Annotated in this window: 23 protein-coding genes; 13 read left to right on the top strand and 10 right to left on the bottom strand. The window is 45.9% G+C overall.

Annotated features, from left to right (window positions below):
- Positions 1–27: 27 nt before the first annotated feature.
- Positions 28–1,410 (bottom strand): adenosylmethionine--8-amino-7-oxononanoate transaminase, encoded by a 1,383-nt coding sequence (bioA, locus tag DYH48_RS11985; protein WP_063883563.1) that lies wholly within the window; start codon positions 1,408–1,410, stop codon positions 28–30.
- Positions 1,411–1,532: 122 nt separating this feature from the next.
- On the opposite strand from bioA, the gene bioB reads away from it, so the two are divergent.
- The 4 genes from bioB to bioD all read left to right on the top strand — a co-directional run bounded on the left by bioB (position 1,533) and on the right by bioD (position 6,057).
- Positions 1,533–2,585 (top strand): biotin synthase BioB, encoded by a 1,053-nt coding sequence (gene bioB / locus DYH48_RS11980; RefSeq protein ID WP_107404760.1) that lies wholly within the window; start codon positions 1,533–1,535, stop codon positions 2,583–2,585.
- Positions 2,586–2,809: 224 nt separating this feature from the next.
- Positions 2,810–4,030, top strand: a complete 1,221-nt coding sequence (locus DYH48_RS11975; protein WP_115334886.1) for an aminotransferase class I/II-fold pyridoxal phosphate-dependent enzyme — start codon at positions 2,810–2,812, stop codon at positions 4,028–4,030.
- 64 nt (positions 4,031–4,094) lie between these two features.
- Complete coding sequence (locus DYH48_RS11970) at positions 4,095–5,138, top strand: methyltransferase domain-containing protein (RefSeq protein ID WP_115334885.1); 1,044 nt, start codon at positions 4,095–4,097, stop codon at positions 5,136–5,138.
- Between the two features lie 178 nt (positions 5,139–5,316).
- A complete protein-coding gene (bioD, locus tag DYH48_RS11965) occupies positions 5,317–6,057 on the top strand; it encodes a dethiobiotin synthase (RefSeq protein WP_107404757.1) in 741 nt (246 codons plus the stop codon).
- 163 nt (positions 6,058–6,220) lie between these two features.
- Here the strand turns inward: bioD and DYH48_RS11960 are convergent, their stop codons facing one another.
- The 5 genes from DYH48_RS11960 to DYH48_RS11940 form a co-directional block, all read right to left on the bottom strand.
- Entirely contained in the window at positions 6,221–6,496 is a 276-nt protein-coding gene (locus tag DYH48_RS11960; RefSeq protein WP_006086318.1) for an HU family DNA-binding protein, read from the bottom strand.
- A gap of 281 nt (positions 6,497–6,777) precedes the next feature.
- Complete coding sequence (locus DYH48_RS11955) at positions 6,778–7,689, bottom strand: ABC transporter ATP-binding protein (protein ID WP_115334884.1); 912 nt, start codon at positions 7,687–7,689, stop codon at positions 6,778–6,780.
- The gene (locus DYH48_RS11950; RefSeq protein WP_011846562.1) at positions 7,686–8,516 is read right to left on the bottom strand and encodes an ABC transporter permease subunit; all 831 of its coding nucleotides are present in this window, start codon (positions 8,514–8,516) and stop codon (positions 7,686–7,688) included. Before DYH48_RS11950 ends, DYH48_RS11955 begins: the two co-directional genes overlap by 4 nt.
- A 238-nt stretch (positions 8,517–8,754) precedes the next feature.
- A complete protein-coding gene (locus DYH48_RS11945; RefSeq protein WP_006086321.1) occupies positions 8,755–9,426 on the bottom strand; it encodes a YceH family protein in 672 nt (223 codons plus the stop codon).
- 133 nt (positions 9,427–9,559) lie between these two features.
- A complete protein-coding gene (locus DYH48_RS11940; protein ID WP_006086322.1) occupies positions 9,560–10,402 on the bottom strand; it encodes a CvfB family protein in 843 nt (280 codons plus the stop codon).
- Between the two features lie 703 nt (positions 10,403–11,105).
- On the opposite strand from DYH48_RS11940, the gene DYH48_RS11935 reads away from it, so the two are divergent.
- The 8 genes from DYH48_RS11935 (at position 11,106) to DYH48_RS11900 (ending at position 18,050) form a co-directional block, all read left to right on the top strand.
- On the top strand, positions 11,106–11,258 hold the full coding sequence (locus tag DYH48_RS11935; RefSeq protein ID WP_011846564.1) for a hypothetical protein: 153 nt from the start codon (positions 11,106–11,108) through the stop codon (positions 11,256–11,258).
- Between the two features lie 486 nt (positions 11,259–11,744).
- Positions 11,745–13,658 (top strand): biosynthetic arginine decarboxylase, encoded by a 1,914-nt coding sequence (speA, locus tag DYH48_RS11930; RefSeq protein WP_006081274.1) that lies wholly within the window; start codon positions 11,745–11,747, stop codon positions 13,656–13,658.
- Positions 13,659–13,821: 163 nt separating this feature from the next.
- Positions 13,822–14,763 carry an adenosylmethionine decarboxylase gene (locus tag DYH48_RS11925; RefSeq protein ID WP_115334883.1) on the top strand — a complete coding sequence of 314 codons (942 nt, stop codon included), beginning with the start codon at positions 13,822–13,824 and terminating at the stop codon, positions 14,761–14,763.
- A gap of 28 nt (positions 14,764–14,791) precedes the next feature.
- Positions 14,792–15,430: a pyridoxamine 5'-phosphate oxidase gene (gene pdxH / locus DYH48_RS11920; RefSeq protein WP_006081276.1), complete on the top strand. Its 639-nt coding sequence runs from the start codon at positions 14,792–14,794 to the stop codon at positions 15,428–15,430.
- 72 nt (positions 15,431–15,502) lie between these two features.
- Positions 15,503–15,955: a YaiI/YqxD family protein gene (locus DYH48_RS11915; RefSeq protein WP_006081277.1), complete on the top strand. Its 453-nt coding sequence runs from the start codon at positions 15,503–15,505 to the stop codon at positions 15,953–15,955.
- A gap of 155 nt (positions 15,956–16,110) precedes the next feature.
- Positions 16,111–16,686 (top strand): YceI family protein, encoded by a 576-nt coding sequence (locus DYH48_RS11910; RefSeq protein ID WP_115334882.1) that lies wholly within the window; start codon positions 16,111–16,113, stop codon positions 16,684–16,686.
- A gap of 176 nt (positions 16,687–16,862) precedes the next feature.
- Positions 16,863–17,219 carry a DUF3802 family protein gene (locus tag DYH48_RS11905; RefSeq protein ID WP_006081279.1) on the top strand — a complete coding sequence of 119 codons (357 nt, stop codon included), beginning with the start codon at positions 16,863–16,865 and terminating at the stop codon, positions 17,217–17,219.
- Between the two features lie 468 nt (positions 17,220–17,687).
- The gene (locus tag DYH48_RS11900; protein WP_006086327.1) at positions 17,688–18,050 is read left to right on the top strand and encodes a SpoIIAA family protein; all 363 of its coding nucleotides are present in this window, start codon (positions 17,688–17,690) and stop codon (positions 18,048–18,050) included.
- 10 nt (positions 18,051–18,060) lie between these two features.
- On the opposite strand, the gene DYH48_RS11895 is transcribed toward DYH48_RS11900, so the two are convergent.
- The 3 genes from DYH48_RS11895 to nhaB all read right to left on the bottom strand — a co-directional run bounded on the left by DYH48_RS11895 (position 18,061) and on the right by nhaB (position 23,092).
- Complete coding sequence (locus tag DYH48_RS11895) at positions 18,061–20,691, bottom strand: PAS domain-containing protein (RefSeq protein WP_115336129.1); 2,631 nt, start codon at positions 20,689–20,691, stop codon at positions 18,061–18,063.
- 182 nt (positions 20,692–20,873) lie between these two features.
- Entirely contained in the window at positions 20,874–21,401 is a 528-nt protein-coding gene (gene dsbB / locus DYH48_RS11890) for a disulfide bond formation protein DsbB (RefSeq protein ID WP_107404968.1), read from the bottom strand.
- An 89-nt stretch (positions 21,402–21,490) separates the two neighbouring features.
- Positions 21,491–23,092, bottom strand: a complete 1,602-nt coding sequence (nhaB, locus tag DYH48_RS11885; RefSeq protein ID WP_115334881.1) for a sodium/proton antiporter NhaB — start codon at positions 23,090–23,092, stop codon at positions 21,491–21,493.
- Between the two features lie 301 nt (positions 23,093–23,393).
- On the opposite strand from nhaB, the gene fadR reads away from it, so the two are divergent.
- On the top strand, positions 23,394–24,110 hold the full coding sequence (gene fadR, locus DYH48_RS11880) for a fatty acid metabolism transcriptional regulator FadR (RefSeq protein WP_006081284.1): 717 nt from the start codon (positions 23,394–23,396) through the stop codon (positions 24,108–24,110).
- 82 nt (positions 24,111–24,192) lie between these two features.
- On the opposite strand, the gene DYH48_RS11875 is transcribed toward fadR, so the two are convergent.
- Positions 24,193–25,719 (bottom strand): SpoVR family protein, encoded by a 1,527-nt coding sequence (locus tag DYH48_RS11875; RefSeq protein ID WP_006086330.1) that lies wholly within the window; start codon positions 25,717–25,719, stop codon positions 24,193–24,195.
- Positions 25,720–25,728 lie beyond the last annotated feature (9 nt).

Below are 25,728 nucleotides of genomic sequence, written 5' to 3'. Positions count from 1 at the left end.
CTTTACCCACAAGCTTATCAGCCACGGTTAGCCGTGGCTGATAAGTTGTGGCTCGGCACTGGCGGATGTTGCACTAATGCCTGCCGCAATTTGCTTCATCGCACTGGTGAGTTTGCTTAATTGCGCCGGGCTAATCACATAGGGCGGCATGATATAGATAAGGTTAGCGAAGGGGCGAACCCACACCCCTAAATCAACAAATTGTTGCTGTAGCTCTGCGGTATTGACGGGATCATGCATCTCTAACACCCCGACAGCGCCGAGCACTCGCACGTCTTTTACGCTCGGTAAATCAATCGCATCCTTAAGTTCTAAGCGCATTTGCTGCTCGATAGCGGCGACTTGCGTTTGCCATTCATTGCGATTGATTAAGTCTAAGCTCGCACACGCCGCTGCGCAGGCCAGCGGGTTACCCATAAAGGTCGGCCCATGCATAAACACGCCAGCGGGAGATTGGCTTATTCCTTGGGCGACTTTATCGGTACACAGCGTTGCCGCTAGGCTGATATAACCACCCGTGAGCGCTTTACCTAAACATAAGATATCTGGAGTGATATTGGCGTGTTCATAGGCAAATAGCTTACCTGTACGGCCAAAGCCAGTGGCGATTTCATCTAAAATCAACAACACATCAAATTCATCGCACAGGGCGCGAATACCCGCTAAATAATCCGCGCTGTAAAAACGCATCCCGCCAGCACCTTGCATGATCGGCTCTATGATCACAGCGGCAATATCATGGTGATTTGCACTTAAAAAGCTGCGCATAGCGGTTAAATCATCGGTTTGTAAGGTTTCGCCAAAGGCGGTTTGTGGCGCGGGCACAAAGGATTGTTTCGTAAGCGCATCGCCAAACATAGTGTGCATGCCACCTTCGGGATCGCACACGCTCATAGCGGCAAAGGTATCGCCGTGGTAACCCTTCTTAACGGTAAGAATACGTTGTTTTTGCGGCCGTTCTTCATGTGCGCCTTGCTCTTGTGAGTTCTGACCTTGCCAACTCTTACCTTGCAAACTTTGACCTTGCCAATATTGCAACGCCATTTTGATCGCCACTTCGACTGAGATAGAGCCAGAGTCGCATAAAAAGACTTTCGTCAGCGGCTCGCAGGTCATAGCGATAAGTTTTTTGCACAGTTCAATGGCGGGTTCATGGGTGATGCCGCCAAACATCACATGGCTCAGCTGATGCAGTTGTTTTTCCATCGCGGTTAATATCTCGGGATGCGCATAACCGTGCACACAGGCCCACCATGAGCTAGTGCCATCGACCAGCTTGCGGCCATCGACGAGTTCGAGCTCGCAGCCCTTCGCACTATGTACACCAAAAACAGGAAGAGAACGGGTCATTGAGGTGTAAGGATGCCAAATATGGGCGCTATCAAAATCAAAATCGAGTAAATTGCGCATAAATGCTCACTAAGTTGGTGGTAAAATAGCCATTAGTAAACTGGATTCACTGGTTGGCGTTGACAGTTTAAGGGCTGAGGTTATCCTAGCCAAGATAAAAGACAGAATAAAAAGGGTGTTCAATGTCGCAGTTGCAAGTTCGTCATGATTGGAAGCGGGAAGAAATCGAAGCCTTATTTGCGCTGCCGATGAATGATTTGTTATTTAAAGCCCACAGCATTCACCGTGAAGTGTACGATCCCAATGAAGTGCAAATTAGCCGCTTGTTATCGATTAAAACCGGTGCTTGCCCTGAGGATTGTAAATACTGCCCGCAGAGCGCCCGTTATGACACAGGTCTGGAAAAAGAGCGTTTGCTGGCAATGGAAACTGTGCTGACCGAAGCTCGCAGCGCTAAAGCCGCGGGGGCTTCTCGTTTCTGTATGGGCGCCGCTTGGCGTAACCCAAAAGAAAAAGACATGCCGTACCTTAAGCAAATGGTACAAGAAGTCAAAGCGTTAGGCATGGAAACCTGTATGACGCTCGGCATGCTTTCTGAAGATCAAGCGAACGATTTAGCCGGCGCAGGCTTAGATTATTACAACCATAATTTAGATACCTCGCCTGAATACTACGGCGATGTGATCACCACTCGTACCTATCAAAATCGTTTAGATACACTGACAAATGTGCGCGCCTCAGGCATGAAAGTCTGCTCTGGCGGGATTGTCGGCATGGGTGAAAAGGCGACGGATCGTGCAGGCTTACTGCAACAGCTGGCCAATTTACCACAGCATCCTGATTCTGTGCCTATCAACATGTTAGTCAAAGTGGCGGGTACGCCATTTGAGAAACTTGACGATCTCGATCCACTCGAGTTTGTGCGTACTATTGCCGTGGCACGTATTTTAATGCCACTTTCGCGCGTGCGTTTATCGGCGGGCCGCGAAAATATGAGTGATGAACTGCAGGCCATGTGTTTCTTTGCTGGCGCGAACTCGATTTTCTACGGTTGCAAATTGCTGACCACGCCAAACCCAGAAGAAAGCGATGATATGGGGCTATTCCGACGTTTAGGTTTACGTCCAGAGCAGGGCGCAGCGGCAAAACTGGAAGAAGAAAGTGCAGTATTAGCCAAAGCGGCGGCCTATCAAGATAAGTCATCGGCACAATTCTATGACGCGGGTGCTTTGTAAGAATACTGAGTTCATGTCATCTGACGCACATCGTTGAATAACATGTCAATCCTGTTGGTCGTAGTCTCTTTTGACTGCGGCCGATAGGTTGATTCAATGTGCTCCATTTCTAAGGCAACCGTCTTAAATCGAACACTCATGGGGCAACTATTGTTGAAACCATTGTTGAAACAGTCATATTTGAGTCAGTCATATTTGAGTCAGTCATGCTTGAGGCTACATCGATGAGTTCTCTGCTTGAGACTAAAATTGCCGCCCGTCAGCACGCTTTGCGTGAGCAAGGATTACTGCGACAACGTAAAGTGCTGAGTGTCGATCGTCCCCTTAATACCAACGCATCGACTTCGAGCCCACGCTTTGTGTTCGAAGGTCGCGCCTATGTCAATTTCAGCAGTAATGATTATTTAGGTTTATCCCGCGTACCTGAGCTCGCTGATGCCTTGCACCTTGGCGCGCAAACCTACGGTGTGGGTAGCGGCGCATCGCCCTTAGTGACAGGTTACAGTGACGCACATTTGGCGCTGGAGCGTGAGCTTTGCGACTTAACGGGACATGAAGCTGCATTGTTATTTTGCTCGGGCTTTAGTGCTAATACGGCGCTGATGAAAACCCTGTTTGATCAACACGATATTGTGGTTGCCGATAAGCTAGTGCACGCCTCCATTATCGATGGTTTGCAAGATAGTGGCGCGCAGCTGAAGCGCTTTTTACACAATTCCTTAGAAAGCGCTGAGCGGTTACTCGCTCGAAATCAAACATCGGCGTTAATCACTGAAAGCGTGTTTAGCATGGACGGAGACTGCGCACCGATTGCTGAGTTATCGGCGCTTTGTCGCCAACATCATGCTTGGTTGGTTGTCGATGATGCCCATGGTTTTGCGGTGCTCGATGGTTATCACAATGCAGAGGCCGCCAAGCTTATCGATGTGCAAGTGGTGACCTTTGGTAAAGCCTTAGGTTGCCAAGGCGCGGCCGTGTTGGGGAGTCAGGCGCTGATCGATTTTTTGGTCAGTAACGCCCGCGCATATATTTACTCGACTGCTTTATCGCCCGCCAATGCGGCGCTAGCCTTAGCCGCGACTCAGTACAGCACAGCACATCCCGAGTTACAGCAAAAACTGCTTGAGAATATTGCGCTATTCAAACAGTTATGCCGTGAGGCTAATGTGCCCCTTTTAGGTTCAGATACCGCGATTCAGCCGCTGATCATTGGGGATGCGCGGCAAACATTGCAAGTAGCCGAGGAGTTAAGGGCAGCAGGGATTTGGGTTGGCGCAATTCGCCCGCCGACCGTGCCTGTAGGCTCTGCGCGTTTACGTATTACCTTAACGGCTGCTCACGCCGCCGAAGATATTGCGGCGTGTGTTGCGCAATTAGCTCAAGTGCTCAGTCGCGTCGTTGTGCCGCTTGTGACTGAACGACAAGCTGCGGATAATCACAGATAAATGTACGCTATAGAACGCGTTATTCTATTGAATTTTAAGTTTTTATGGTTGAGTGTTAACTGCAATGCCAAGCCCGATTAAATCCAGCAAGCCTAAATCTTGCGAGTCAACAGCTCACGAGTTGAATGTGAGCGAATCTGCTGTAATGCAAATTTTTGAAAAACAAGCGATTGAAAAACTAGCTGTCGGAAAAAGAGCAATTGACAAAGAATCCAATGTTCACGGTGCTCAGATTGCTGAACGATTCTCCGCAGCGGCCCATAGTTATCAAGACCATAATCAGTTACAGCGTCTGAGCGCCGCCAGTTTACTCAGTGAGTTTACCGCCAAAGGTCATCTGTTAGATATTGGCGCAGGCCCTGGGACCGATTTTTCGGCGTATCACTCTGAACATCAATCAGGTTGTCACTCTGAGCATGGTTCGATGCAAAATCCACCGAAAACTGTGTTTGCCGTGGATATCGCCCTTGGCATGCTACACAAACTAAAACAAACTTATCCCGATTATCACGGCGTTTGTGCCGATGCCGAGTGTTTACCCTTTGTCGATGGTTGCATCGATGTGATTTATTCGAATCTGGCTTTGCAGTGGTGTGCGAATTTTCCCGCCGCGGTAGCCGAAATGGCACGGGTGCTCAAGTCGAATGGCGAGTGTCATTTGAGCTTAGTGGCGCAGGGGAGTTTGAATCAATTGGCCGAATTAGGCTTAAGAGTGAATGACTTTTCGACGCTAGAGGCGCTAAAAGCGGCATTTAAACTCGATACATGGCAGTTCTTAGAGGTGCAGCTCATTCCTATGACAGTGCATTTTGATACTCTCAAAGCATTGCTCTATTCCATCAAAGGGGTGGGTGCCTCGGTGCAATCGGCCAGTGCAACCCATTCAGCCAATTCAATCAGTTTAGACAATTCAATCAGTTTAGATAGTTCAACGATTCAGTCAGCAGGAGAGGTTGCTGGCGCAATCGCCGCTTCAGAACCTGCTCTGCGATTGCGTGGTCGCCAAGATTGGCAGGCAATGCAGGCCAAAGCCGAATCCTTACGTGTACCCCAAGGTTTGCCGTTAACCTACCAGATAGTGCAGATACGTGCTCGGCGCGGGATGTAAAAGTTTCACACTATGTTTTAGCGACAACAATATTCATGCACACATACTTAGCATTGATTAGCGATAGGGACTTTGATTTGTGGACTTGTGGATTTAAAGGTCTACAGGTTTGCGTTTTAGCTTTATGGAGAGTGCACTTCACAAAAGTGCACTCAATAGCGACAGATAAGGATCTAATATGTTTTTTGTAACAGGTACAGATACCGACAGTGGTAAAACCTTAGTCTCATCGGCGCTGTTAACCGCGGTGAACCGTTTGGGCGCGATAGCCAGTGCTGACTCGGCTGTGAGTATTTTAGCGTCTAACACGCTGTCGACCTTAGGTGTTAAGCCCATTGCCTCTGGCTGCGCACAAACCTCCGAAGGCTTGCGTAATGCCGATGCACTGCAGTTGATGACTTCATCGTCGCTGAAACTTACTTATCCTGTCATTAATCCTTTTACCTTTGAACCTGCGATTGCGCCGCATATTGCTGCCGCCCAAGTGGGCGTGAGCTTAGCACCTGAAGCCATTATCGAAAGTTTGGATTTAGCGGCATTTGCTCAAGCGGATTTTTGTCTGATTGAGGGCGCGGGTGGCTGGCGTTTGCCCTTAGGCGAGGGCCGATATTTATCGGAAGTGGTACAGAGATTAGAACTGCCAGTGATACTCGTGGTGGGCATGAAGCTCGGTTGCTTAAATCACGCACTGCTCACTCAAGAGGCAATACTGGCCGATGGACTTAAGATTGCTGGTTGGGTCGCTAACTGTGTCGACCCTAATATGAGTATGTTTGAGGAAAACTTGGCGAGTCTTAAAGCTATGATGTCAGCGCCTTTCCTCGGCTGTGTGCCTTTTCTTGATGATCCCAGTGCTGAAAATGCCGCCGATTACCTTGATACTTCACCGCTTTTTCAAAGCACAGAGGCTAATGCATAGGCAGTGCCTAACTAATGTTTAGCCGCTGAGCGGCTTAATGAGCGGTACTGCTAATGTCTTTAGACAAAAAATAAGCCTCACATTACGTTGAGGCTTATTTATATCAAGGCTACTGATTAATGCTCGCAAATGAGTGACTACACATTAAAGCTAAGCGTTGCTATCAGCGATTGATCTGTTGCTTCAATGCCGTTGAGGCTTTAAAGCTGGGCTGATTGTAACCGTCGATTTCAATAGCCTCGCCCGTTTGTGGATTACGGCCCGTTTTTGCGACATGGTATCTGAGTTCAAAGGTGCCAAATTGCGGCAGGAAAATTTTCTCGCCTTCGCTTAAGGCGACGTGGATCTGTTGCAATATCTGCTCAACCACAGGTTTAGTGCTCGCTTGCGATGCATTGAGCTCGGCGGCAATACGTTGGATAAGTTGTGCTTTGTTCATAGAAACCTCTGAAGTCAGCTTAGGTTCAATCGAAGGGGAGTTATAACAAGCTCGCCTTAAGATTGAAAGTCATAGCTAGCTTAGCGCGGTTGATTGGTGTTTTATTGACAGACTTGTGATGCTTATGGTGGCTGAGTGTTGCTAAAGTGAGCAGCAGTTTGTCAGTATTGAGTGGCCTAAAGGCTGAGTTAAAAGGCTTAAGCGCAAGGCGTGTTGCGCTTAAGTCATGAGTCACACTATTTAACAGCTGGCTGATGAGAAGCCAGCTGTTAAAAGCTCGGCTATGAAAAGAGCGTTTCTTCCAAGGTACGGCCTTTCAGCAGCATCTTGTATTGCCACTTATGTTGGTTGAAGAGGGCAAATAGGCGCATTTCAATATCACTGCTCTGTGCTTTTTCTTCATCCGTTGCGAGCTTAATAATAAACACCTTGCTCTGTTTTGAGCTGACGTTCACCACGCCCGCCAGTTTCGTCACTTCCGCTTGCAGCAAATCACTGTCACAGCTTTGCATGGTTAACGTCAGGTAATCACTGTCGGTCGATGCATGCATAGACACGGCTTGGCTTAATTGTCCCTTGTCTAAATACAACACCTGATCGCACAGCTTTTCGAGCTCATCGAGATTATGCGAGCTGATCATAAAAGTTGTGGTGGGCGATAAGGCTTTGACCAGTTCGCGGACTTTTTTCGCGTTGGCAGGATCGAGCCCCGCGGTCGGCTCATCCAATAGTACCAACTCTGGCGAGCCAATCAGCGCCTGTGCAATCGATACGCGTTTACTCATACCGTGGCTGAGGCTTGGTGGTTTTTGCTCGGCGACATCCGCCAAATCGACTAAGGTCAATACGCGAATGGCCTCTTGTCTGGCTTGTTCTACGCCCATGCCCTGCAGACGCGCAAAAAAGCTTAACTGGCTAACAATGGTCAAATTGGGATCGAGCACCGCATCCTGAGGTAAAGCGGCAATTTTGCCTAAAAGTTTAGGGCTATTAGGTGCTTCACCGAGCAGGGTTATTGTCCCTGCACTTGGCGACAAATAGCCGCATAACAGGCTAAAAAGCGTGGTTTTACCCGCGCCGTTTGGACCGACAAGGGCGATGGGCGCACCCACTTCTAGGCTGAAGTTAACATCATTCAGCGCCTTTTTGCTGCCGTAAAGTTGCGACAGCCCTTGGCATTGGATCAAACTCATAGCGAGCTCCTTTGCATATAAATTCTGCCGAGCAAGAGGGCCGCAGCGGTTTGGATCAATGGAATTGGTGCATAAGCTAAGCTGTTGAGTCCATTTGTATTGAGCATGTCCGACAGCTGGGCTCCGGGTAATACCCATTGCAGCTGTGCCAATACGCTAGATTGGCTGCCTAACACCATGATGGCGATGGAAATCACTGTCCATAAAATGGTCGCAAACACCATAGCTTGGCGTGCCGTGCGCGCATACAGGGACAATAAGGTCATCACTGCCGTATAGGGCAAGATCACTATGATGAGGTTAAGGCCAACTAAGGCGCCAGAGCTTAACGCCGGCAAAAAGAGCTGGCTGTCACGGCTGAGCGCGAGGGCGACAGTGGCGATAATCGTTAATAGGATCAGCAAGCCTTGGATCAGGATTTGGCCGAGAAAACGCCCGAACAATAAGCTGTCACGGCTAGTGCGTATGGTTAAAAAACGCAGCGTGCCACGGGTTTTATCGGAGGAGAACTGATCGGCGGCGATCAAAATGCTGAACATAGGAAATAAGTACAGCGCAAAGCACCAAAACACCGCCATTTCGGCCACGGGCCACTCAAAGAGCACATTGAGGGTATTGGCACCAAATAAGCTGTCGATGACATCTTTCACATTTGGCTGTAATAACATCGCCGATGCGCTTTGGATGGGATAAAGCAGGAGTACGCCCCACACTAAACCAAAGGCGACCAAGGCGATGATCCCTCGGGTATTAAATAAAAATTTGCGCAGTTCAAACATGGCGATGATAAGCATGTTGTTGAAACTGCTGGGTGGATTATTGGTCATGTGCTGTCTCTATTATTCTTGGCGCTATGATTCTGGGGCAGTTAAGTTTCTCACCCTTGGGTAGACAGTGAATTAGTCCATAAGTGCCATTTTGCCAAAATGGCACTGTATTCAATCGGTTTTCGGCATCCTATTGATGCCCTCAAACATATGCTCAAAGCATCCTGCTATAACATACAGACTAGGTTCCAGCATTAAAAGCGAGTTAAACAACGCTTTGATTAGCTTAAAAAGACGATTAGCTTAATGAGGCAATTAACTCATCAAGCTTTTGCGTCAGTTCAGCCACTTGTTGCTCAAGCTCGGTCACTCTTTTGGTTAATTCAAGCGGCTCAGCATCCAAAGACACAGCGACATGGGCGACGGTATGGCTCGCACTTTCGGGCTGCGCAGTTTCGAGTTGCGATGAGGCGGCAGAGAATAGTTCCACATAACGGGATTCACGGCGACCGGCTTCTCTGGGCAACTGTTTTAAGAAAGGCTTTTCGCGGTTCATCAATTGACGGATGCAATCTTCCACTTCGATCACGTCTTTAAACTCGTGTAGGCGGTTACTGCGGGTGCGCAATTCTCCCGGCGTTTGTGGGCCACGTAATAGCAACAAACAGACGATGGCGAGTGCGGCGGGGGACAGTTGAAGTTCGCTGAATTCGGTATTGCAGAATCTGTGCTTGTATTTAACGACGCGGCTGCCGAATCCCGACTGTTCGCTGATCAAACGTTTCCGATTAAGGGAATCAACGGCGATTTGCACTTGGGTTTCGCTGAGTTCGAGTACCGGCTCGCGGCTGGTTTTTTGATTGCAGGCTAAGGTCAAAGAGTTTAGCGAGAGTGGATATTGCTCAGGGGTGGTGATTTCTTTCTCAAGCAGGCATCCGATGACTCTGGCTTCGTGTAACGTGAGTTCCATATAAGCTCCAAAGAAAAAAGCATGGCTTTGTTTATAACAGAGCCATGCTTAATATCCTAGGAGTTGTCAGTCAAACTCTGCCTTAGTGGCGGTAAACTGTACAACTTTAACGCTAAGTCCTGAATAGAGTTGATTATTCTGCGGTTTCAGTTAAACGCAGACCATCATTATCTATGCTCAGTTGCCCATTCTTAAATAAACCACCTATGGCTTTTTTGAAGGCCTTTTTGCTCATACCAAGCTGATCGTAAATGATTTCAGCATCGGTTTTATCGGTTAGGGCTAAGAAGCCGCCAGCCTGTTTGAGTTTGATCAGGATAATGTGGGCGTGCTTATCTAACTCTTGTTTACTGCCTTGTTGCAGCACAAGATCGATTTTGCCATCGCGGCGCACTTGTTTGATGAAACCTTTGAGTCTTTGGCCGAAACGCAGTTTTTGGAACACTTCGTTTTCGTAAATCACGCCCCAATGGGCATGATTAATAATGGCTTTGTAGCCTAAATCTGTGGTGCCGCCGATATATAAATCGACCTGCTCACCCACTGTGTACTCTGGCTCTGTCTTATCGAGGAACTTATCGATTTTTGAAGAGGCCATGATGCGTTCATCGGCGCGGTTAGCGTGTACATAAACCAGATAAGAGCGACCTTCTTCGATAGGCTTATGTTGCTCACCGAAGGGCAGTAATAAGTCTTTATCTAAGCCCCAGTCTAAAAAGGCGCCATAAGGACCGGTTGCAACGGCTTTTAAATAGGCAAATTCGCCTACCTGTGCCAATGGACGGCGCGTGGTGGCAATCACGATATCTTCAGAATCTAGATACAGAAACACGTCAAGTAGATCACCGACTTGGCAGTCTTTGGGGGTGACTTTGTTTGGCAGCAGTACTTGCCCTAATTCGTGGGCGTTTAAATACACGCCAAAGCTGACTTGTTTTACAACCTCAAGTTTGCAGGTTTTACCTATCTGTACCATGGATCTCTCTGTGCATAATTAAATGTGATTCGGCTGCGATTATACACTTCGGTGCTGAAACTGCAGCATTATTGTCTTTGGGTTTTATCTTAGTGGCGACTTAGCCATTAATCATCGCCGCTTTTACCTCGGATTGTGGCTAGAGCTGTGACTAGAAATGCGGCTAGCAATATGACTAGGACTGAACCCATGTTGGTAAGTAGGATTGTATCTAGGATTGGGTCTAAGTTTGAGGCGGCATTTGCGCCTCGGTTTACGGCTTATTGATGCTGAATTTTGCACTGTGATATTGAGCGCTCGGCTTTAGTCAATGGCAGCACATGGACGGGGCGAAAGTGACACACAAAATTCAGGGGTATTTATAGGGATAAATGTCAAAAAAGTTACAAAGGCTATTAAAAAATATTGAACAGACGAGTACGGCGTTAATGCGCTAACTGGCTGATATCATTAAGCTTAATCCTAATGCAAGGTGAGTGATTGTTAAGCGGGTGTTTATTATATTTTAATGCAAAATATTAAATGAGATTCTTGCTTGCATTCTGTGACATTGCGCGGTTTAATTGCGCCGTCCAACGACTTCGCTCGTTAGAGACATTACAAATATTACGTGAGTAGTAAAGGTTTTATGGTTCAGCAGTCATTAACCGTGTAATTGACAACATATCGAATTACATGGGGTTAAGAGGGTTTTTATTAGCTAATGCACAAGCATCCATTTTTTGCACTTTGCCTAAAAGTGTCACAATGCCAACGCTCGATTGTCGTGCCATACGATGATACTGGCCTTAAGCATCTCACGTTGATCCGCATCAATTCTGGCCGCGAAGAAGCCAATAGTCCCCTGTTAAAATAATCTTGCCTAGAGATAAGCTGGTTTGGCGTTTTCGCTAGTTCGGTGTTATCGGTTTTCGTTTTCTACTTGTGTTATCGGTTTCTGAAGGTCTTAACTTCTTTCGAACGTCTTTAAGCTGCTTATTAGCTTGATGTTTTAAGGATGCGACTCAGGACTTCATTCGGCTTTTTGGCGGTATTAACGCCCTTTAGCCTCAAGATAGATACAAGTGGGGCAAGTAAAGATAGCTTTACTGGGGTAAGGGAATCAGCTTTGCCGTCAATATGATACGATGTAGTGCGCTAAGATGAGTTGTCTCTTGCGCTATTAATGAAAATCGCGGCAATGTCACTTACACTAGCGTGACGTTGCGGCATTAAGTAGAAGGTAAATCCACCTTCGTGTATGTCAGGTAAGGTGTCCCTTTGCCTGGGTTTGTCGAACGGGCGGTTGTGCTATTTAGTCATAACCGTTTAACCCATTTTTTAATAGACGGGCTAAATAATAATGAATGATTGGTCTATTGATGATGCTCGTGCTGGGTACAATGTTACTCACTGGAGCCAAGGTTTTTATGGGATCAGCGATCACGGTGAGGTGACAGTGTCACCGGATCCAAAAAATCCTGATTACAAGATTGGCTTAAATGAGCTAGCCAAAGACATGGTTAAAGCGGGCGTCGCTTTACCTGTACTAGTTCGTTTTCCGCAGATCCTGCACCACAGAGTGAACAGTTTGTGCCAAGCATTCGACCAAGCGATACAGAAATACGAGTATCAGGCGGACTATTTGCTGGTTTACCCCATTAAAGTAAACCAACAGCAAACTGTGGTGGAAGAGATCCTGGCGAGTCAGGCATCAAAAGAAGTACCACAACTGGGTTTAGAAGCAGGCAGTAAGCCTGAGCTGATGGCTGTGTTAGCCATGGCGCAAAAAGCCAGTTCAGTCATTGTATGTAATGGTTATAAAGATAATGAATATATCCGTTTAGCATTGATTGGTGAAAAGTTAGGCCACAAGGTTTACATCGTTTTAGAAAAACTGTCTGAATTGAAAATGGTGTTAGCGGAATCTAAACGTCTTGGTGTAACACCGCGTTTAGGTCTGCGTGCGCGTTTAGCGTTCCAAGGCAAAGGCAAATGGCAGGCGAGCGGCGGCGAGAAGTCTAAGTTCGGTCTATCTGCTGCGCAAATTTTGCTGGTTGTTGAACAACTTAAGCAAAACGATATGCTGGATTCGCTGCAATTGCTGCATTTTCACTTAGGTTCGCAAATCGCTAACATTCGTGATATTCGCCAAGGTGTGAGTGAAGCGGGTCGTTTCTATTGTGAATTACGTGCATTAGGCGCAAGCGTTAACTGCTTCGACGTCGGTGGTGGTTTAGCGGTGGATTACGATGGCACACGTAGCCAAAGTAATAACTCGATGAACTACGGCCTGACCGAATACGCCAACAATATCGTTAATGTATTGACCGACATCTGTAATGAATACGAGCAGCCTATGCCACGTATTATTTCAGAGTCTGGCCGTTACTTAACCGCGCACCATGCTGTGCTTATCACCGATGTTATCGGTACTGAAGCTTATCAGCCTGAAGATATTCAACCGCCTGCGGAAGAGTCACCACAGTTATTGCATAACATGTGGCATTCATGGTCTGAGCTTAGTGGTCGCGCCGATCAACGTGCTTTGATTGAGATTTATCACGATAGCCAAAGTGACTTACAAGAAGCGCATTCGCTATTTGCTTTAGGTCAATTGAGCTTGGCAGAACGTGCGTGGGCTGAACAAGCTAACCTACGTGTTTGCCATGAAGTGCAAGGACTATTGAGTGCGAAGAACCGTTATCACAGACCTATCATTGATGAACTCAATGAAAAGTTAGCTGATAAGTTCTTTGTTAACTTCTCATTATTCCAGTCATTACCCGATGCTTGGGGTATTGACCAAGTGTTCCCAGTATTGCCGTTATCGGGTTTAGATAAAGCCCCTGAGCGCCGTGCCGTCATGCTCGATATTACCTGTGACTCTGACGGTATTGTCGATCAATACGTTGATGGTCAAGGGATTGAAACCACATTGCCAGTACCAGCCTGGAGTGCGGATAGCCCGTACCTGATTGGTTTCTTCCTTGTGGGCGCATACCAAGAAATCTTGGGTGATATGCATAACCTGTTTGGTGATACTAACTCTGCAGTTGTTCGCATCGAAGATAACGGTGTGACGAACATTGAATCGGTATTAGCGGGTGATACTGTCGCTGACGTATTGCGTTACGTTAACTTAGATGCAGTGGCCTTTATGCGCACTTACGAAGAGTTAGTGAATCTGCATATTGCCGAAGATGAACGCGCACAAATTCTAGAAGAATTGCAAGTCGGCCTGAAAGGCTACACTTACTTGGAAGATTTTTCTTAAGATATTTTTCTTAAGATTTAGTGTGTTAAAATAAATCAGCCTAAGGTAACTTAGGCTGATTTTTGCTTTCTGGACGATATTTATTTATCGTCCGTGGGAGCCAAATTGGTATAAAGGATGTCAACAGCAAGGGCGCATAGCGTTTAATGGGGTTAAGGATTTGATGTTTTTTGAAGGCTCAGAAAAGAAACTTGAGATCATCGCGGCGGCGTCTGCGCTGAATTTACGCGAACTCGATGTGAGCTTTTGGTCAGCCTTAGTCAATTGTGCCCATGCCGAGATTTTGTCGCAGATAAGTAATGCTGATTGCGATGCCTACCTGTTGAGCGAATCCAGCTTATTCGTGTGGCACGACAGATTTGTCATGCTCACCTGCGGCAATAGCACTTTAGTGGACGCCGCCTGTTATTTTATCGATGCGCTTGGCGTATCTGCGATGGCGCTGGTGAGTTATCAGCGTAAAAACGAATACCAAGCCCACCTACAAGCCAGCAGTTTTGCCGATGATGTTGGCAAGTTGCGTCAGCGTATCGCGGGTAAGGCAATGAGAGTGGGGCATTTAGACAGTCACCATCATTATTTTTTCTGCTCTGACAGCGATTATCGAGCACCAAAGGATGATCAAACCTGTGAGCTGCTGATGTACCACATTCGTGGTGAATTGGCCGACTATCTTAATGGTGGCTCGCAAAGCAAAGATGAAATTTGCGCCGCACTCGAACTTAACGATTTACTCCCCGAATTTGAGATTGACGCCCATTTATTTGACCCCTCAGGTTTTTCGATGAATGGCCTCTGGGGCAAATATTATGCCACCTTGCATATCACGCCTCAAAGCGAGAATGCCTGCGCCAGTTCCTATGTGAGCTTTGAAACGAATCTTGATTTAGCCCAGTATCCGCAAGATCTCTTGGGGCGGCTATTAGCGCTGTTTTCTCCCGTCAGCTGGGACACTATCGGCTTTAATACCTATGACTCAACGCAGGGATTTCCTGCCCATTTATGCTTAGGGCGTGGCTCATTAACGACCGAGCAAGGTTATGACATTAGTTTTAGTCACTATCAGCAGCTTGATGCTGAAGTGCTGATCCCTGAATTCATGTAATTTTTTGGCATTTGCTTAAGGAAAACCCATGACAGATCTGAGTGATATCCGCCGCGAGTATGCTAAAGGCGGCTTAAGACGTGCCGACTTACCGCAAAACCCGATGGACTTGTTTGAATTGTGGATGACGCAGGCGAGGGATGCGGAACTTAGCGATCCAACCGCCATGTGTGTGGCGACTGTGGATGAACACGGCCAACCTTTTCAACGGATAGTGTTACTTAAGCGTTTTGATGACACTGGCTTCGTGTTTTTTACCAACTTAGGCAGCCGCAAAGCCCAGCAGATAGCCGCCAATAATAAAGTCAGTTTGCATTTCCCTTGGCATCCTCTAGAGCGCCAAGTGTCTGTGCTCGGAGAAGCGCAGGCGCTGTCTACCGCCGAAGTGCTTAAATACTTTATGACCCGTCCTAAGGACAGTCAAATTGCCGCTTGGGTGTCGCAGCAGTCGAGTAAACTCAGCGCGAGACAAGTACTTGAAGGTAAATTCTTCGAAATGAAGGCTAAGTTCGCCAAGGGCGATGTGCCTTTACCCAGTTTTTGGGGCGGTTACTTAGTCAGACCTTCGAGTATCGAATTTTGGCAGGGTGGAGAACACAGGCTGCATGATCGTTTTATTTATACTCGCCATGATGCTGAGTGGGAAATCGATCGTTTAGCGCCATAATACGCGCATAGTTCTGCATAGTATTGCCTAAAACTAAGCCTGTGAACCTAACACCAACAGAGTTAAAAGACATTGAGTGATTATAAAATTTGGGTTGATGCGGACGCATGCCCTAATCCCATTAAAGAAATCCTGTTCCGCGCGGCGGAGCGTAAAGCTTTGCCGCTGGTGCTGGTGGCCAATCAAATGATCCGTGTACCGCCATCGCCCTATATCAGCCAAATTCGCGTTGGCGCGGGTTTTGATGTGGCGGATCAATACATTGTCGACCATGTCGAGCCGACGCATTTAGTGATCACCGCGGACATTCCCTTAGCGGCTTTAATCATCGAAAAGGGCGCCTTGGCACTCAATCCCCGCGGCGAGCTTTATACCGTCGATAACATAAAACAAAAGCTGACGATGCGCGATTTTATGGAAGATTTACGGGGCTCTGGCGTGCACACCGGCGGGCCGGATTCGTTTTCCCAAGCGGATAAACAGGCGTTTGCCAATAGCTTAGATAAATGGCTAGTTAGAGTATGAAGCATAGTTTACTGGTCGCTAATGGATAAAAAGAGTATCTTTAGCTTAAGTTAGGTGATGTGGGTCACGTTTAACGGGGCAGGATTTTCGCCTGCTGCAGATGTCGATTTGCTTTACTGCATGGCTTTTAAACTCACTTTTTGAGGACTGATACGATGAAAAAATGGATGGGAATTGTCGCCTTATCGGCTATGGCCAGTTTTAGCTGCGCCGCGCAATGGCAAGTGATGGATCAAGATTCGCGAGTCAGTTTTATTTCGGTAAAGAAAGGTGACATTGGTGAAGTCCATCACTTTAAACAACTCAAAGGTACGCTAAAAGAGGATGGTCAATTCGAATTAACCATTCCGTTAATTGGCGTCGCCACAGGTATTGATGTCCGTGATGAGCGGATGCAGAACTTATTGTTCGAAGTGTCTTTATATCCTGAGCTCAAATTGTCGTCTCAAGTTGACATTAAGATGCTAAAAGATCTTGGCGTTGGCGAGACTAAAGTTGTTGATATCGATGGTAAAATTGCATTGCATGGTAAATCGCAAACTAAGACTTTTTCGGTTATTATCACTAAAGTTTCTGATAACAAGCTGTTAGTGAACAGTTTTCAGCCGATAATTGTGAATGCTAATGAGTTTGATCTTGTCGCTGGGATTGATAAATTACGTGAAATTGCGGGTTTATCGAGTATTAGCCAAGCTGTTCCTGTGTCATTTGTACTAACCTTAACTCAGTAACTTCAATAAGATTGGTGTAGATCAATACGTCGGTTATCGAAGATAGGCTAGAGTTGAATAAGTGGCGTATGCTGGATCTCGATGAGAAGCCGAACTTTCGGCTTCTTTGATATTTCCGATTGTGGTATTAATAGCACCACAGTAGATATTAAGTTAATGAGTTTAAAGGGTAAAAAATGGTCACAGATAAAGATGGTTACATGCATTTGGTCCAGTATTTAACTGAACATCTTGGCTTATTTGAAACACCAAATTCTGAGGTGATTTCAGACGATACTGTGATGGAATTATTTGAAGAGCAATTGTCGGCGCAGATCATTATGGTGTGTGGTCAAAATCCGTCATTGTCTTTCACGCAGCGCAACATGATTATCCGCGAAGTGGATGCGATAGTATATGATTTAGAAGAGATTTTAGCTTCGGTTGCCAATCATAAAGCCACGCCCGCGCAGACGTTATTTATTACCGAGTTTTCCGGTTTAATTAAGAATTTGTTCGATCAAGAAATCGCTAAACAGCAAGTCAGCGCCTAGTCAGAAGGGCGCTCTAATCTTGAGTGGCAAGCGTGCTGGCATTAAAATTAGGGCGTAATTTCAGCTCGTTGTAACAGTTAGTGTTAACGGCCTATTTTAACCGTGATGTTTTTGCCGCTTGATTGCCACGCTTAAGTGCCATGTGTTTCCTCACCTTGAATCTAGTCTTAAGTCGCTGCGCGAGTTATCGTTAAGCTTAAAACATTTGGTGTGAGGCTATATCTGCTATCCGTTACCCTTCGAGTTATTCTACTTTTCATCACTTTTCAGTCTTGTATTGCCACTTTGTTCAGCGATTTTATGCTGCTGGCTGACACTTAGCTCGAGTGATTTTAAAACTTGAGTGGTGAGGACTAAATCGGCTGAGCGTAAAATAAACCACTCTTTTCCTGCATTTATTTCATTGTCTGTGTATCTTTAGTGTGTGAGCTTTAACAATTTTCTTCATGTATTGATAAGGAGTGTTCAATGCTAACGATCTCTTCGGGCCATGCCCATGACATATTAGCAGTCGTCGCATCTGGTCGTGTTAACCATGAGGATGTTGAAGGCTATCTAGTTCCCGCCATTGAAGCTAAGCTGCAAGATCACGCCAGTATTCGCCTCTGGTACGAGTTTTCCCCTGAATTTGAAGGCATATCCGTCGCTGCCCTGTGGGACGATGCAGTACTCGGCTTATTTCACTTAAGTGATTTCTCAAGAGTGGTGATGATTGCTAACCAAGCTCAAACAAGCGCTATGGTCAATGCGCTTGCCTGCATGCTGCCGTGCCCTGTAAAGGTATTTGCTGCCGATGAGCAAACCCAAGCAAAAGCATGGCTTGATCAGTAAGCCGACTTCTTTATTGCGACGCTAAGCTTGTACTAAGCGGCCAATGACATTGTATGTGTGTGCCTTGGTTTAACAGGCTGCTTATGGTCAGGCTGCCATTAAGATCGTTTTTGAGCCACAGATTGATACAGGTTAAGGTTCCGAGGCAGAGTTCTTGCTCCAGTTCCTGTCGCAATTGCGTGAGCTGCGCCTCCGTCATACCAATTCCATTATCGATAATACTGATCTGCAGCACGTCGTTCGATTTGTCGATGGCGATGGTGATTTCACGCTGTTCGTTGTGAGTCTTAAAAGCATGATTCAAAGTGTTAGTAATTAAGCGATAGAAGAGTTGCAGATATTGCCAAGCAGGGCCATCGATGATGATGTTTTCCTCGCAATCGAGCACTATCTCTACGTTTGCTTTCGCTAATTGCACTTTTAACAAACCTAAGAGATGGCGCATAAATTGCGCCAGATGTAATGGACGAATATCGTTTTGATGATTGGTTAGCAGCTGGGCAATATGCCGCAATTTCTCTGCCTGAGTTACCATGATTTCGGTGATCTGAGTTCTGTAATTTGCCTCGTCCGTTTGCTGCAGTTGGCAAACTTTAGCGAGTAGCTGATCTTGCTCATGCATGATCTGCGTCATCATTTCAGCTAAGAAGTTTTGCATTAGCTGTTGGCTTTGTTCACGGCTGAGATTGAGTTGATGATGCTTCTCAAGCATTTTAGTTAATGCTTCTTGCTCTTGGTAAAGCTCATTATTATGTTGATTGATAAGGCGAACTTGCTCTTGTAGATGATTGAGCGTCTCGACTTGCCCTAAGAGTAATTTATCCTGTTCTTGCTCTTTAATCTTTTTCAACGTGATATCAAAGGCGATAGCGCCGACCGCAATCACAGTATCGTCATCATCTTTTATCTTAAATTTGGTCACGATATAAATAAGATTCCCCAGTGGCGAGGGGATGGCCTCTTCAAAATTAATGGCTTCGTTATTGTGCAGTACGCGCCGATCGTTCTGTTGATACTCGTGGGCAAATTGGCTGGGAAATACCTCAAAATCCGAGGCGCCAATAATGCGTCTGCGTTCTATGCCTAAAATTTCACAATACTTGTCATTCACCAGAATATATTTACCGTGCAGATCTTTGACATAGATAAGGTTTTGGGAAAATTTCAGCAAAGCCCTTAGTTGTTCCTTATGGCGCTTTAATTCAAGTTGGAATAGGTTCTGACTCTGCAATTGTTGCTCTAGGGCAAGATTACTGGCATCTAAACTCGCCATGGCGACTTCAAGTTGTTGAGTGCGCGACAGGAATGTCTTGGCTAATAAGCCAATTTCGTCGTGACTGTCTTTGGCTTTAAGTTCAATTGATGCGGAATCATTACGCTTTAAGGCTTGGACGATTTCAATAATTGGGGTAATAAACAGCCGGTGTTGGAGCAAGAATAACAGGATCAAGCCTAAAAGCTGGATGAACACTAAATAAATACCAACCTTTTCAACTAAGTGTTTGGCGGTATCTTGCAGTGGCGAAATTGGGGTGACAACTAACACTTTCCAATAAGTATTTGGCATCAAAAATACCGAAACCAGGGACGCCGTTTTCAAAATGGGATCATGGGCTAAGGTCACTGAGGTCAGTAATTTTGGGGTGGTGAAATAGTTTAAGGCATTGTTATTGACGATGGCGGCTAACATGTCGCGCTCATCTTGATGACTTAGCCGAGTCAAATGCTGCATCTGTTCCTGGGTAAATACGCGCTCGGCCACGGCTTCTTCGATAAAGGCTTTATCCGCATTGTGTAATGCCGCTTCGATGGGGCTGAAGTCTGGCTGCTGGTCAACGAGATGATTAAAAGTGACAAAGGTGTGGCTGGTATTGGCTTGATGCTGAAGATTATGATTGCCATGGGGATAGGCGAGTACTTGATTTTGATGATCTAAGGCAATGACATAACCCCTGACATCGACCATAGCATTGCGTAGTAGGGCATTGAGCTTTTCTAAGCTGATATCCACAGTGGCGGCACCAATAAACTGATGGTCCATCCACATAGCACCAGAGGCCGTGATCATGGACTCATGGGTGGTGGGATCGAAATAAGATTTAGACCAGAAAATTTTGCCCGCAGGGAAATAGCGTGTCGGGCGATACCATTCTTCGGTGTGATAACTAGGAAACGTGTCCTTGTTATAGCTATCAATCGCGACTAACTCGTCGTTTACATTGTGGGCCCAGAATAGGCTATCCCGGAATTTTTGCTGATTAAACGCGCCGGGTTCCGGCCAGACACCACCGCCAGAGATGATGCGCTGTTGGTTATCGAGCGTCAGCAAGCTGGGTATGGTTTTCACCAGTTGCTCATGATCATAGCGATAAAGTTTTGCAATACTGGAAATGGAGCCGACAACGGTTTCGACCTGTGAAGTCATTTCCTGCAGTTTGGCGATGATTAACTGGCCATAGTTTTGGTTTAACACGGCTTGTTGATCAAGCACTTGTTGACGCTGAATACTCAGAATCACCCAAGCTGTGCTGCAAATCAAAATAGCGGCAATGACGAGTTGGATAAGGCTAAATTTGAACGGCAAACTGTTTTGCCATTGGGTTAAGGCAGTGTGTGGCTCAGAAGTCGAACTTTTTCCCATAATCACCAGTTTCCAAATCACCACTTTTCATTGAGCCAGTGTAGCGCGTTCTCGCTGTTTTGCTATTGGCATATGTCTAAGTTGCGGGGATTGAATGGGATAAGCAGCGGGAATCAGTCGTAAACTGTGAATAAAATCGTTAATAAAAAGGCAGGGTTGATCCCTGCCTTATCTCAAACTTGTTACTTATAAAGAGAAGGTTTATTTGAACCACTCAAGATAGGCACAATAAAGAGTAACCAAGCCACTAGGAAGCCACTGAAAGCGACTACCATCCATTCGGCCATTGTCACACCCATAAAGACCCAAGGCACATCAGTACACATGCCAGTAGGCATCATAATGGAAGGGAACCATTCGTGTAATGGCATCCAAGCTGGGAATTCAGGTAAGAATGAACACGTTGAGAAAGGCGATGGGTTGGTTTGCATGTCTACCAGCGATAGCGCTAGCTTTAATCCCCAAGTCGCACTGACTGCCCAAACAATGGCCGCGAGAATCCTCACGATTCGATATTTTGGCGCCGTCATGCCGATAATGCCGGCCGCTAATAAACCAAAGACAGCAAGTCTTTGATAAATACACATAACACAGGGGTCGAGTTTCATTATATGTTGAAAATACAGTGCGCTTAACTCTAAGCCTAGGGCTGTGCCTGCGAGAATAAACCAAGATGAACGGGAATGGGCAAAGCGAGTAATAACAGTCAAAGTGAGCTCCATATCAACAAAAAACGCCCTCAGACATGGGGCGTTTTTTGGACTCTACTTATTTAATAAAGTTCAGTCAATAGAGAAGATTAATGTCCGGACACTGTGCCCAACACTTCTTTTGCACTGTGATGGATGATTGTATGGGAATCATAGAAATATTGAGTGGCTTGTTCTAAGAATCCCGTTTGGATCGCCATAACGCCCACAATGGATAGCACGATAGTGTAGGGCAATGCCATCCATACCATTCTGCCATAGGATAAGCGGATCAGCGGTGCTAAGGCTGACGTCAGTAAGAACAAGAACGCCGCTTGACCATTAGGTGTCGCCACCGAAGGTAAGTTAGTTCCGGTATTAATCGCAACGGCCAGTAAGTCGAATTGATCACGGGTGATTTGGCCGTTAATTAATGCCGCCTTCACTTCGTTGATATACACAGTACCGACGAACACGTTATCACTCACCATAGACAATAATCCGTTGGCGATATAGAAAATCACTAATTGGGTATTGCCTTCATAACCCAGTGCCCATTGGATAACGGGGGCGAATAAGTGTTGATCGATAATCACGCCAACAACCGCAAAGAACACCGCTAATAATGCGGTAAAAGGTAGTGCCTCTTCAAAGGCTTTACCAAGGGCATGCTCATCGGTGACGCCATTAAAGGCTGTGGTTAAAATAATCACAGAAAGACCAATTAAGCCCACTGAAGCCAAGTGCAAGGCAAGACCTGCGATCAACCAGACACCCACTAGCGCTTGGACGATTAACTTCATGTTGTCTTTGTTGGTACGGCGCGCATCTTCATGGGCGGCATATTCACATAAGATCCGATGAACGGCCGTTGGCAACTTAGCGCCGTAACCAAAAATACCAAACTTTTCAACTAAGTAGCAGGTTAAGATACCAGAAATCAATACAGGGACTGTAACTGGTGACATACGTACGGCGAATTCACCAAACTGCCAATTGGCCTGTGCGGCAATAATCAAGTTTTGAGGTTCGCCCACCATAGTACATACACCGCCGAGTGCAGTACCGACACCCGCATGCATTAACAGATTACGCAGGAAGCCACGGAATGCACCGAGTTCTTCTTCGTTTAACAGATCTTCACCCGCAGCGTTTTTACCTTCGGAGGTATGATCGTGATCGGCGCCGAAATCTTTTCCAGAAGCGACCTTGTGGTAAATAGAATAGAAACCCACAGCGACCGCGATAATCACGGCAATAACCGTTAACGCATCTAAGAAGGCAGATAAAAACGCCGATGCCAAACAAAACATTAGTGACACTAAAACTTTAGAACGCACTTTGGTAATAATTTTCGTGAAGCCAAATAGCAGCAATTGCTTCATGAAATAAATACCAGCGACCATAAACACCAAGAGTAATAATACTTCTAGGTTGGCTTCTATTTCATGTAAGACTTGGCTTGCCGATGTCATGCCAATTGCGACAGCTTCAATTGCTAATAATCCGCCAGGCTGTAATGGATAACATTTTAATGCCATTGCTAAGGTAAAAATAAATTCAAGCACCAATACCCAGCCGGCCACAAAGGGGTCGACATAGAAAAAGAGTAGTGGATTGATAATTAAAAATGACAGTATTGCGGTTTTGTACCACTTAGGAGAATTTCCTAAGAAGTTCCCAATAAACGCCTGACTCATTGTCGCCGGCATGGCAGCCTCTCTTCTAATTATGTTAAAAATTGCACGTGTTTAATATCAATACCTGCGTTTGTTAAATCAGTCTAGCCTAAAGAGAAAGCTAATGTAATGAGATACTGATACCCACATTTCAAAAAGCGGAGCTAATCGGCAAAATTGGCGTTTGTTGCCTTGATCTTGGTCGTTTTTTTGAGCGATTGTGTGACATTTACACGGCGATAACACAGTGAATTTAAGTCAATGGTTTCCATTTTTTACCGCTCTGGTATGATCAGTGACCATTACGACGCACAACAACTGGATAAGTGGGCTGATGATTATCAATGCCAAAGGACCTGCAAGTTTTGCAGAGAAGTATATTGTGAGATCCATTTGGGATAATAAATTTCCTCCAGGGTCCATTTTACCGGCTGAACGTGAGCTTTCGGAATTGATAGGTGTGACTCGCACCACTCTGCGTGAAGTGCTACAGCGCTTGGCCCGTGACGGTTGGTTGAAAATCCAACACGGTAAACCAACGCGAGTGAATAACTTCTGGGAAACCTCAGGCTTAAACATTCTAGAGACGATTGCCGATCTCAATCCCGAAGGATTTCCGGTATTGGTTGACCAACTCTTGTCAGCTCGTACTAACGTCAGCGCTATCTATTTCCGTGGTGCCCTGCGTTATAACCCAGATACAGCTGTGGATGTGCTCGCCAAAATTCACCAACTTGAAGATACGGCTGAATCCTATGCCGAATTTGACTATTTATTGCATCACACCTTAGCTTTTTCCTCTGGGAATCCACTTTACGTATTGATATTAAATGGATTTAAGGGATTGTATAGCCGAGTTGGTCGCTATTATTTTACTAGTTCCGATGCGCGTTTATTGGCTTTGAACTTTTACAAAGAGTTAGAGCTACTGGCTCAGGCGAAAAATTATCTCGACGTCCCTGCGCTGATGCGCACCTACGGCATGAACAGCGGTAAGATGTGGTTACAATTACGCGATGATATGCCCGCGTCTATCGCACAGGATAATTAATTGCTGCGATTGATGTCGCATTAAAATAGCGATAAATACATAAAAGCCGTTTCCAATGGAAACGGCTTTTTTATTCGGTTTATTATTCTGGTTTAGCCGCTTCAGGGCAGGATGCTAATACTGTTACACTCGCATCCTCATTTTTTTGCTCTAAGGTGACAGTGAAACCCCATAATCTATGTAAATGCTTTAATACTTCTTTATGGCTGCTGGCTAAGGGAATATCGTTATTCGGCACATAACGTAAGGTCAAGGATCTATCACCGTTGACCTCCACATTATGCACTTGGATATTCGGCTCAATATTCGACAAGTTATATTGCTGCGATAATAACTGGCGAATATCTTGATAACCTTGTTCATCATGAATTGCCGATACAGACAGATAATTGCGTTTCTCATCATCATGGATACCAAACAACTTAAATTGGCGGATGACTTTAGGTGAAAGATATTGGCTAATAAAACTTTCGTCTTTAAAGTTCTGCATTGCAAAGTGTAAGGTTTCAATCCAATTGCTGCCGGCAATGTCGGGAAACCAGGCTTTATCTTCATCGGTCGGATTTTCACAAATTCGACGAATGTCAGTAAACATCGCAAAGCCTAAAGCATAGGGATTGATGCCACTGTAATAGCGACTGTTGTAGTCGGGTTGGGCAACCACGCCCGTATGGCTTTGCAAAAACTCGATCATGAAGCGGTCAGTGACCACGCCATCATCATACAAGTGATTCAAAATAGTGTAGTGCCAGAAGGTGGCCCAGCCTTCATTCATTACTTGAGTTTGTTTTTGCGGGTAAAAATATTGCGCCATTTTACGTACAATGCGGATAATTTCCCTTTGCCATGGTTCCAGTAAAGGGGCATTTTTCTCGATGAAATATAAGATGTTTTCCTGCGGTTCTGCGGGGAAACGACGTTTCTTCAATTGAGACTGTTCATGTTGCTGGGTAGGAATCGTGCGCCATAAATCATTCACTTGGCTTTGAAGGTACGCCTCGCGATCTTTTTGTCTTGCTTGTTCTTCTCGGAATGAAATTTCTGAGGGGCGTTTATAGCGATCGACACCATAGTTCATTAGCGCATGGCAGGAGTCGATGACGCTTTCGACCTGTGCAACGCCATGTTTTTGTTCGCAATCACTGATGTAGTTTTTAGCAAAAACAAGGTAGTCAATAATCGAGCTGGCATCTGTCCATGTCTTAAATAAGTAGTTGTTTTTAAAAAAGCTATTATGTCCGAAACAGGCGTGGGCGATCACCAGAGCCTGCATTGTGATGGTGTTTTCCTCCATAAGGTAGGCAATACAGGGGTTAGAATTAATCACAATTTCGTAGGCAAGCCCCATTTGGCCGCGCTTGTAACCTTGCTCGGTTTCGATAAAACGTTTGCCAAAGGACCAATGGGTGTAACCAATGGGCATACCTATGCCCGCATAAGCATCCATCATCTGCTCAGCGGTGATGACTTCAATTTGATTTGGGTAAGTGCTGAGCTTATACAGTGCTGCTACCCGTTCAATTTCCTTGAGGTAGTCCTGCAGTAGCTCGAAGCTCCAGTCAGGACCATCGCTCAGTGGTGTCCAAGGTGTTGATTTAGTTATCCCCATAGTGCCCCC

Source organism: Shewanella baltica, assembly GCF_900456975.1.
Taxonomy (GTDB): Bacteria; Pseudomonadota; Gammaproteobacteria; order Enterobacterales; family Shewanellaceae; genus Shewanella; species Shewanella baltica.
Note: the sequence above shows the minus strand (reverse complement) of the source record. Positions and strands in the feature narration are given on the sequence as shown.